7 protein-coding genes are annotated in these 7,362 nt (G+C 75.1%); 1 reads left to right on the forward strand and 6 read right to left on the reverse strand.

The genetic code is table 11. The features are described from left to right. On the reverse strand, window positions 1–695 hold a 695-nt coding region (locus tag KIK08_RS35670), incomplete at its 3' end, for an AAA family ATPase (RefSeq protein WP_214407733.1). Window positions 696–900: 205 nt separating this feature from the next. Between KIK08_RS35670 and KIK08_RS35675 the strand changes: the two genes are divergently transcribed. Continuing rightward, on the forward strand, window positions 901–1,467 hold the full coding sequence (locus KIK08_RS35675) for an NADPH-dependent FMN reductase (protein WP_214407734.1): 567 nt from the start codon (window positions 901–903) through the stop codon (window positions 1,465–1,467). 9 nt (window positions 1,468–1,476) lie between these two features. Here KIK08_RS35675 and KIK08_RS35680 read toward each other — a convergent pair whose 3' ends face one another. From KIK08_RS35680 to glnT, 5 genes are read right to left on the reverse strand one after another with little or no spacing between them, the layout of a single operon-like run. Then, a complete protein-coding gene (locus KIK08_RS35680; protein WP_214407735.1) occupies window positions 1,477–2,670 on the reverse strand; it encodes an NAD(P)/FAD-dependent oxidoreductase in 1,194 nt (397 codons plus the stop codon). Then, complete coding sequence (locus tag KIK08_RS35685; protein WP_214407736.1) at window positions 2,667–4,007, reverse strand: FMN-binding glutamate synthase family protein; 1,341 nt, start codon at window positions 4,005–4,007, stop codon at window positions 2,667–2,669. The genes KIK08_RS35680 and KIK08_RS35685 overlap by 4 nt, the downstream gene beginning before the upstream one ends. Beyond that, window positions 4,007–4,705, reverse strand: a complete 699-nt coding sequence (locus tag KIK08_RS35690) for a glutamate synthase (RefSeq protein ID WP_214407737.1) — start codon at window positions 4,703–4,705, stop codon at window positions 4,007–4,009. The genes KIK08_RS35685 and KIK08_RS35690 overlap by 1 nt, the downstream gene beginning before the upstream one ends. Next, the gene (locus KIK08_RS35695) at window positions 4,702–5,628 is read right to left on the reverse strand and encodes a class II glutamine amidotransferase domain-containing protein (protein ID WP_214407738.1); all 927 of its coding nucleotides are present in this window, start codon (window positions 5,626–5,628) and stop codon (window positions 4,702–4,704) included. The genes KIK08_RS35690 and KIK08_RS35695 overlap by 4 nt, the downstream gene beginning before the upstream one ends. A gap of 24 nt (window positions 5,629–5,652) precedes the next feature. After that, entirely contained in the window at window positions 5,653–7,011 is a 1,359-nt protein-coding gene (glnT, locus tag KIK08_RS35700) for a type III glutamate--ammonia ligase (protein ID WP_250558498.1), read from the reverse strand. Window positions 7,012–7,362 lie beyond the last annotated feature (351 nt).

Below are 7,362 nucleotides of genomic sequence, written 5' to 3' on the forward strand. Positions count from 1 at the left end.
CGGCCCAGCGCCACCGGCAGCTCGACCAGGGCGAGCGGGTTGCCCGCGGCCTCGGCCAGCACCCGCGCCCGCACGGCGGGCGACAGCCGCACCGCGCCGGAGTCCAGCAGGGCCGCCGACGCGTCCGCGTCGAGCGCGGGCAGCGACAGCTCCGGCAGGCCGGCGGCGTCGAACGGGGTCCGGGCGCCGTCGCGGGTCGCCACCAGCATCGCGACCGGCTCGGGCCCCAACCGGCGGGCCGCGAACGCGAGCACCTCCGCGCTGGGCGGATCGAGCCACTGCGCGTCGTCGACCACGACGAGCGTCGGGGCCCCGGTTGCGGCCTCGCCGAGCAGGGTCAGCGCGGCCAGCGAGATCAGGAAGATGTCCGCGGCCGGCCCCTCGCCCATCCCGAACGCCGTGCGGACGGCCGCGCGCTGCGGCCCGGGCAGGTGCTCGACCAGGCCCAGCACCGGACGGAGCAGCTGGTGCAGCCCGGCGAACGGCAGGCGCGCCTCGGACTCGACGGCGACGGTCGACAGCACCCGAAGGCCCGCGGCCCCGGCGGTGGCCACCGCGTCGGCCAGCAGCGCCGACTTGCCGATCCCGGCCCCGCCCCGCACGATCAGCGCGCCGCCCGCGGTCGCCAGGTCGTCGAGCAGGTCGAGCAGCCGGCGGGCCTCGGCCGTGCGCCCGTGCAGGACGGTCCCGGCCACCTCGACCACCACCCAGCACTCGACCGACGCGACCAGCGGGTCGATCGTCGTCCTCCGGCGGTCCGGACGCCACTGCCCCGATGCGCACGGTCCGTGATGTCCCGCACGTCGGGCGCCGTGCGCGTTCGCCGACCACGGGCGCGGGGCATACCGTTGAACGTTCACACGTCGACCACCTTCGGCGCGTGCCGACCGGGAGGACCCCATGAGCACCGACCGCCCCGTCCTGCAGGTCCTGGTGGCCAGCACCCGGCCCGGCCGGGTCGGCGAGCCCGTGGCCCGCTGGATCGCCCGTCGGGCCGGGGAGCACGCCGCCTTCGACGTCGAGGTCGTCGACCTCGCCGAGATCGACCTGCCGATGTTCGCCGAGCCCAGGCACCCGCGGCTCGGTCAGTACGCGCACGAGCACACCCGCGCGTTCAGCGCCACCATCAGCCGCGCCGACGGGTTCGTCCTCGTGTTCCCCGAGTACAACCACAGCTACAACGCCGCGCTGAAGAACGCGCTGGACCACCTGCACCGGGAGTGGGCCGGCAAGCCCGTCGGGCTGGTCAGCTACGGCGGCGTGGCCGCGGGCGCCCGCGCCGCCGTCGCGCTGCAGCCCGTCCTGCTCGCGCTCAGGATGCGGCCGGTGGCCGCCGCGCCCATCCCCTTCGTGTCCCGCTACGTCGAGGGCGAGGGCGACGAGCGCCGCTTCGCGCCCGACGCCGAGGTGGAGAAGGGCATCGACGCGGTGCTCGACGCCCTCTCGGCCGAGCTCGGCCGCGGCTGAGGACGCCGGTCAGCGCATCTGCCCCGCCCCGATGTAGGGGTGGGGGCTGCGCAGCGGCGCGCCCTCGGCGAAGCGGGAGAGCCGGAAGTCGGACTCCGGGACGTGCGGCAGGCCGCTGCGCCCGTCGAGGACCAGGTCGGCGACCAGCGCGCCGACCGACGGCGAGATCTTGAAGCCGTGCCCGCTGAACCCGGCGGCGACGACCAGCCCGTCGACCGGGGTCCGGGAGATCACCGGGTTGAAGTCCGGCGTGACGTCGTAGCAGCCGGCGTAGGTCGACGCGATGGACGCCGCGGCGAGCCCGGGGAAACGGGTCCCCACCTTCTGCACGGTGAGGTCGACGAACGCCTCGCCGGCCTGGTTCGAGTAGTCGTCCGGGTCGGCCGGATCGAGCACGGCCAGGTCGGAGTTGCCGAACAGGATCTCCCCGCCGGTCTCGGGCCGCACGTACTGCAGCGACACCAGGTCGGAGAACACCGGCACCGGCCCGAGGTCCACGCCCGGGTCGATGAGCACGATCTGCTCGCGGTGCACGGTGATGGGCAGGTCGATGCCGTGCGCGGCGAGCAGCGGAACCGACCACGGCCCGGCGGCGAGCACGACGGCGCCCGCGGAGATCGTGCTGCCGTCGGCGAGCCGGGCCCCGGTGGCCCGGCCGCCCTCGACGAGGATCTCGGCGACCGCCGTGCCCTGCCGCAGGGTCGCGCCCGCGCGGCGGGCCGCGGCGGCGAACGCCTGCGCGGTCCGGTAGGCGTCGCCGTAGCCGCCGCGCGCCTCCCAGGCGAAGGCGCCGAACGGCTCCAGGTCGGCCACCGGCCACAGCTCGCGGACCGCGGCCGCGTCGATCTCCTCGGTGCGGACGCCGACGGCCCGCTGGCCCGCGAGGGACGCACGCAACGCATCGACGTCCTGCGGCCCGACACCGACGACGTAACCGGTCTGCCGGAAGCCGATGTCCTCGCCGAGCACGTCGACGGCGTTCTCGAACACGTCGAGCGCCTGGGTGGCCATCGCCGCCAGCGAGGTGACGCCGTAGTGGCAGCGCACGACGCCGGACGACTTGCCGGTGCCGCCGGACCCGACGGTGGCGCGCTCGACGATCGTGACGTCGGTGGCGCCGCGCCCGGTGAGCGCCCACGCCGCCGCGCAGCCCTCCAGCCCGCCGCCGATGACCAGGACGTCGGTCGTGGGAGCGCCGCTCACCGCTCCCGTCCCGGGATCCAGGACGTCCCGGCGAGCGGGACCCGGGCCATGGCGGCGGCCTCGATCGTCACCGCCACCAGGTCCTCGGGTTCGAGGTGGCGCAGGTGGGCCTTGCCGCAGGCGCGCGCGATGGTCTGCGCCTCCAGCGTGAGCACCCGCAGGTAGTTGGCCAGCCGCCGACCGCCCTCGACCGGGTCCAGGCGGGCCGCCAGCTCCGGGTCCTGGGTGGTGATGCCGGCGGGGTCGCGGCCGTCCTGGAAGTCGTCGTAGAACCCGGCGGCCGAACCGATCCGCCGGTAGGCGTCGTCGTGGCGGGGGTCGTTGTCGCCGAGCGCGATCAGGGCGGCGGTGCCGATCGCGACCGCGTCCGCACCCAGTGCCATGGCCTTGGCGACGTCGGCGCCGGTCCGGATGCCGCCGGAGACGATCAGCTGGACCTTGCGGTGCACCCCCAGCTCCTGCAGGGCCTGCACGGCCTCGGGCAGCGCGGCGAGGGTGGGGATGCCGACGTGCTCGATGAACACGTCCTGGGTGGCGGCGGTGCCGCCCTGCATGCCGTCGACGACGACCACGTCGGCGCCCGCGGCGACGGCCAGCTTGACGTCGTAGTAGGTGCGCGAGGCGCCGATCTTGACGTAGACCGGCTTCGCCCAGTCGGTGATCTCGCGCAGTTCGAGGATCTTGATGGCCAGGTCGTCGGGTCCGGTCCAGTCCGGGTGCCGGCAGGCCGAGCGCTGGTCGATGCCGGCGGGCAGGGTGCGCATGTCGGCGACCCGGTCGGAGATCTTCTGCCCGAGCAGCATCCCGCCGCCGCCGGGCTTGGCCCCCTGGCCCAGCACGATCTCGATCGCGTCGGCCTTGCGCAGGTCGGTCGGGTTCATGCCGTAGCGCGAGGGCAGGTACTGGTAGACCAGGTGCGTGGACTGGCCGCGTTCCTCGGGGGTCATCCCGCCGTCGCCGGTGGTCGTCGAGGTGCCGACCTCGGACGCCCCGCGCCCGAGCGCCTCCTTGGCCTGCGCGGACAGCGCCCCGAAGGACATGCCGGCGATCGTGACCGGGATGTCCAGGTGCAGCGGGTGGGCGGCGTTGCGGTCGCCGAGCACGACGTCGGTGCCGCAGCGCTCCCGGTAGCCCTCCAGCGGGTAGCGCGACATCGACGCGCCCAGGAAGAGCAGGTCGTCGAAGTGCGGCAGGGCGCGCTTGGCGCCCCAGCCGCGGATGTCGTAGACGCCGGTGGCGGCGGCGCGCTGGATGGCGGCGATGGTCGGGCGGTCGAAGGTGGCCGACTCGCGCAGCGAGTCGAATCGATGCTGCTCGCGCAGGGAGGGATCGGTCATCAGTAGCTGTTCCCCGAGGTGAAGTGGTAGAGCCGGCGGGCGGAGCCGTAGCGGCGGAAGCCGGCCGGGTCGGCGTCGATCCCGGCGGCGGCCAGCAGTTCGGCCAGCTCGGCGCGGTGCTCGGGGCGCACCTCCTTCTCGACGCAGTCGGCGCCGAGCGAGGCGACGCCGCCGCGGACGTAGACCCGGGCCTCGTAGATCGAGTCGCCCAGGCTCGCGCCGGCGTCCCCGCACACGACCAGCCGCCCGGCCTGGGCCATGAACGCCGACATCGGGCCGATGTCGCCGCCGACGACGATGTCCACGCCCTTCATCGAGATCCCGCACCGCATCGAGGCCGAGCCCTCGACGACCAGCAGGCCGCCGTGGGCGGTGGCCCCGGCCGACTGGGAGGCGTCGCCGGTCACCCGGACGAGGCCGGACATCATGTTCTCCGCGACGCCGGTGCCGGCGTTGCCGTGCACGGTGACCCGCCCGCCGTCGTTCATGCCGGCGGCGTAGTAGCCGACGTGGCCCCGGACGTCGACGGCGATGTCGGTGTCGATGCCCGCGGCGACGGCGTGCGCGCCCTGCGGGCGCAGGACCTCGTAGTGCCGCGAGGTCGGGGCGTGCAGCTCGGCGTTCAGCGCCCGGACGCCGGTCACGCCGAGGTCGAAGACGGTGGTCGTCCCAGGGGTGGGTCCGGCGGTGGTGGTCATGCGGTCGCTCCTCGCTGCCACGCGTAGACGCGCTCGGGCTCGGGCTCGTAGATGCGGGCGCGCTCGATGCCGGGCAGCTCGGCCAGCGCCCGGAACTCCGAGGCCATCGCCACCCACCGGTCGGTCTCGGCGATGACCGCCGGCTTGCAGGCGATCGCGTCGCGCACGACCGCGAACCCGTCCGCGCTGGTGACCAGCAGGGTGTAGAAGCCGTCGAACCGCTCGCAGAGCAGCCGCAGCGCCTTGTCCAGGTCGTCGCCCTTGGCGAGCCGGTCGGCGACGAACCGGGCCCCGACCTCGGAGTCGTTCTCCGAGTCGAACACGTGCCCCGCGGCCTGCAGCTCGCGGCGGATCGTGGCGTGGTTGGCGAACGACCCGTTGTGCACCAGGCACTGGTCCGGGCCGACCGAGAACGGGTGGCAGCCCTGCGGGGTGACCGCGGACTCGGTCGCCATCCGGGTGTGGGCCAGGCCCTGCCAGCCCTGGGCGCCGGCCAGGTCGTAGGTGGCGGCGAGGCCGCGGGGGTGGCCGGTGCCCTTGTAGACGGTGAGGTCGGTGCCGGAGCCGACCACGGTGGCCTCCGGCAGCGCCGCCCGGACCGCACCGACGAGCGCCTCGACGCCGACGGGTGCTGCGACGACGGTGGTGTCGCCCGCCGTGGTCACCAGCGGCTCGGGCACGTCCCGCAGCGCGGCGGCGAGGTCCGCGGGCGAGGTCGGTGTGTTCGGCGTGGTCGGCGCGGCCGGGAGCAGCAGCGAGACGGCGGCGTGCCCGGCGGGCACGCGCCGGCGGTCGCCGTACACGGCGACCCCCGCCGAGTCGGGGCCGCGTTCCACGACCTGGCCCAGCATGGTCTCCAGCAGCCGCCCGAGCAGGGGGTGCAGCTCGGGGTCGCGCAGGTGCAGCCCGACGATCCCGCACACGGGCCGTCTCCTCTCGGTGGTGGCCTAGAAGGCGGTCAGGTAGCGGTCGTGCTCCCAGGAGCCGACGGTGCTGTGCCAGTCGAGGAACTCCTCGCGCTTGAGCGCGGCGAAGTACTCCGCGACGCCGGGGCCCGCGCTGTCCAGGGCGTCCACGACGACCGGGTCGGCGGTCAGCGCCTCGACGGCGTGCAGCAGCGTGGGCGGCAGCTCGGGGCGCGCGACCGCGTCCGGGCCGGTGCCCGGCGCGCCCGGGTCGGCCTCCCGGGCGATCCCGTCCAGGCCGGCCGCGAGCGCCGCGGCCAGGGCGAGGTAGGGGTTGGCCGAGCCGTCCCCGCCGCGCAGCTCGATGCGGTGCCGGTCGGGGATGCGGACGAAGTGGGTGCGGTCGTTGCCGCCGTAGGTCGCCCGCCGCGGCGACCAGGTCGCCCCGGAGCGCGTCGACGTCGCCCCGGTGCGCTTGTAGGAGTTGACCGTCGGGGCCAGCACGGCCTGCATGCCGGCGGCGTGGTCGAGGATGCCGCCGAGGAACTGGTGGGCCAGCGCCGAGAGCCCGAAACCGGGCCCGTCGGGGTCGGGGTCGGACGCGGAGGGGAAGCGCGCCGCGCCGTCGCTCCACAGCGACAGGTGCAGGTGCATCCCCGAGCCGGTGCGGTCGGCGAACGGCTTGGGCATGAACGTCGCGGTCATCCCGCGCTGCTCGGCCAGCACCGAGATCAGGTACCGGGCGGTGATCACCCGGTCGGCCGTCGTCAGCGCGTCGGCGTAGGCGAAGTTCTGCTCGAACTGGCCGTTGGCGTCCTCGTGGTCGTTGGCGTAGTTGCCCCAGCCCAGCGCGTTCATCGCCGTGGAGACGCCGGTGAGGTGGTCGTACATCCGGGTCAGGCCGCGGGCGTCGTAGCACGGGCGGGCGTCGACGTCCTTGGCGTCGGCGGGCGCGAGGGTGCCGTCCTCGGCGCGCGAGACCAGGAAGTACTCGACCTCCGCTCCGGCGAACAGCTCCAGCCCCCGCTGCGCGGCCCGGGCGGTCATCGCCTTGAGGATGACGCGGGGCGCGAAGGGCCAGGCGCGGCCCTCGACGTGCGGGTCGCAGTGCACGAGGGCCAGGCCGGGGCGCACCCACGGCAGCGGGGTGTAGCTGTCGACGTCCGGGATCGCGATCAGGTCCGGGTCGCAGGGCCGCTGCCCGATGGCGCCCACGGCGTAGCCGGCGAACCCGACCCCGTCGCGCTGCAGCTCGTCGGCCGCCTCGACCGGCACCAGCTTGGCGCACGGCTTGCCGGTGAGGTCGACGAACAGCGCGAGCAGGAACCGGACGCCGTCCGCCTCCGCCCTGGCCTTCAGGTCGGCGGGCTCCAGGGCCTGCGCGGCCGTCGGGGCCGTCATGTCGAGGGTCATACCTGCTGGCTCCTTGCGAGTGGGCGCCTGGGCGTCGTCGGGCGGGAGGGTCGTTCAAGGCGTGTCTCGACGGGAAACGGTATATCGCGTGAAGATACAGGCCGGTCTCGCGCGTGTGAACGCTCGTTTCGAGCGCGTTACCGGGAGGCGGCATCCGGCGTCGCGCAACCGGGTGGCGCGGGTGGGGATCATGGGTGGGTGTCGGTCCGGTTGGCCTTCGGCGTGAGCGCCGGGCCGGGGTCGCGGTGCTGGGCACCCACCCCGGCCGGCCCCGCCGTGCCCGTCGACGGCCGGCCCGGCGCGCACCGGCCCGGCGCCCCGGTCGCGGTCGGACCGGCC

It is taken from the genome of Pseudonocardia lacus, from assembly GCF_018531445.1.
In the GTDB taxonomy this organism is placed as follows: Bacteria; Actinomycetota; Actinomycetes; order Mycobacteriales; family Pseudonocardiaceae; genus Pseudonocardia; species Pseudonocardia lacus.

What these genes read in the sequence shown, in the direction of transcription:
- KIK08_RS35675 (WP_214407734.1), top strand. Translation starts at nt 901, where the DNA reads ATGAGCACCGACCGCCCCGTCCTGCAGGTCCTGGTGGCCAGCACCCGG.
- KIK08_RS35690 (WP_214407737.1), bottom strand. Translation starts at nt 4,705, where the DNA reads ATGACCACCACCGCCGGACCCACCCCTGGGACGACCACCGTCTTCGAC.
- KIK08_RS35685 (WP_214407736.1), bottom strand. Translation starts at nt 4,007, where the DNA reads ATGACCGATCCCTCCCTGCGCGAGCAGCATCGATTCGACTCGCTGCGC.
- glnT (WP_250558498.1), bottom strand. Translation starts at nt 7,011, where the DNA reads ATGACGGCCCCGACGGCCGCGCAGGCCCTGGAGCCCGCCGACCTGAAG.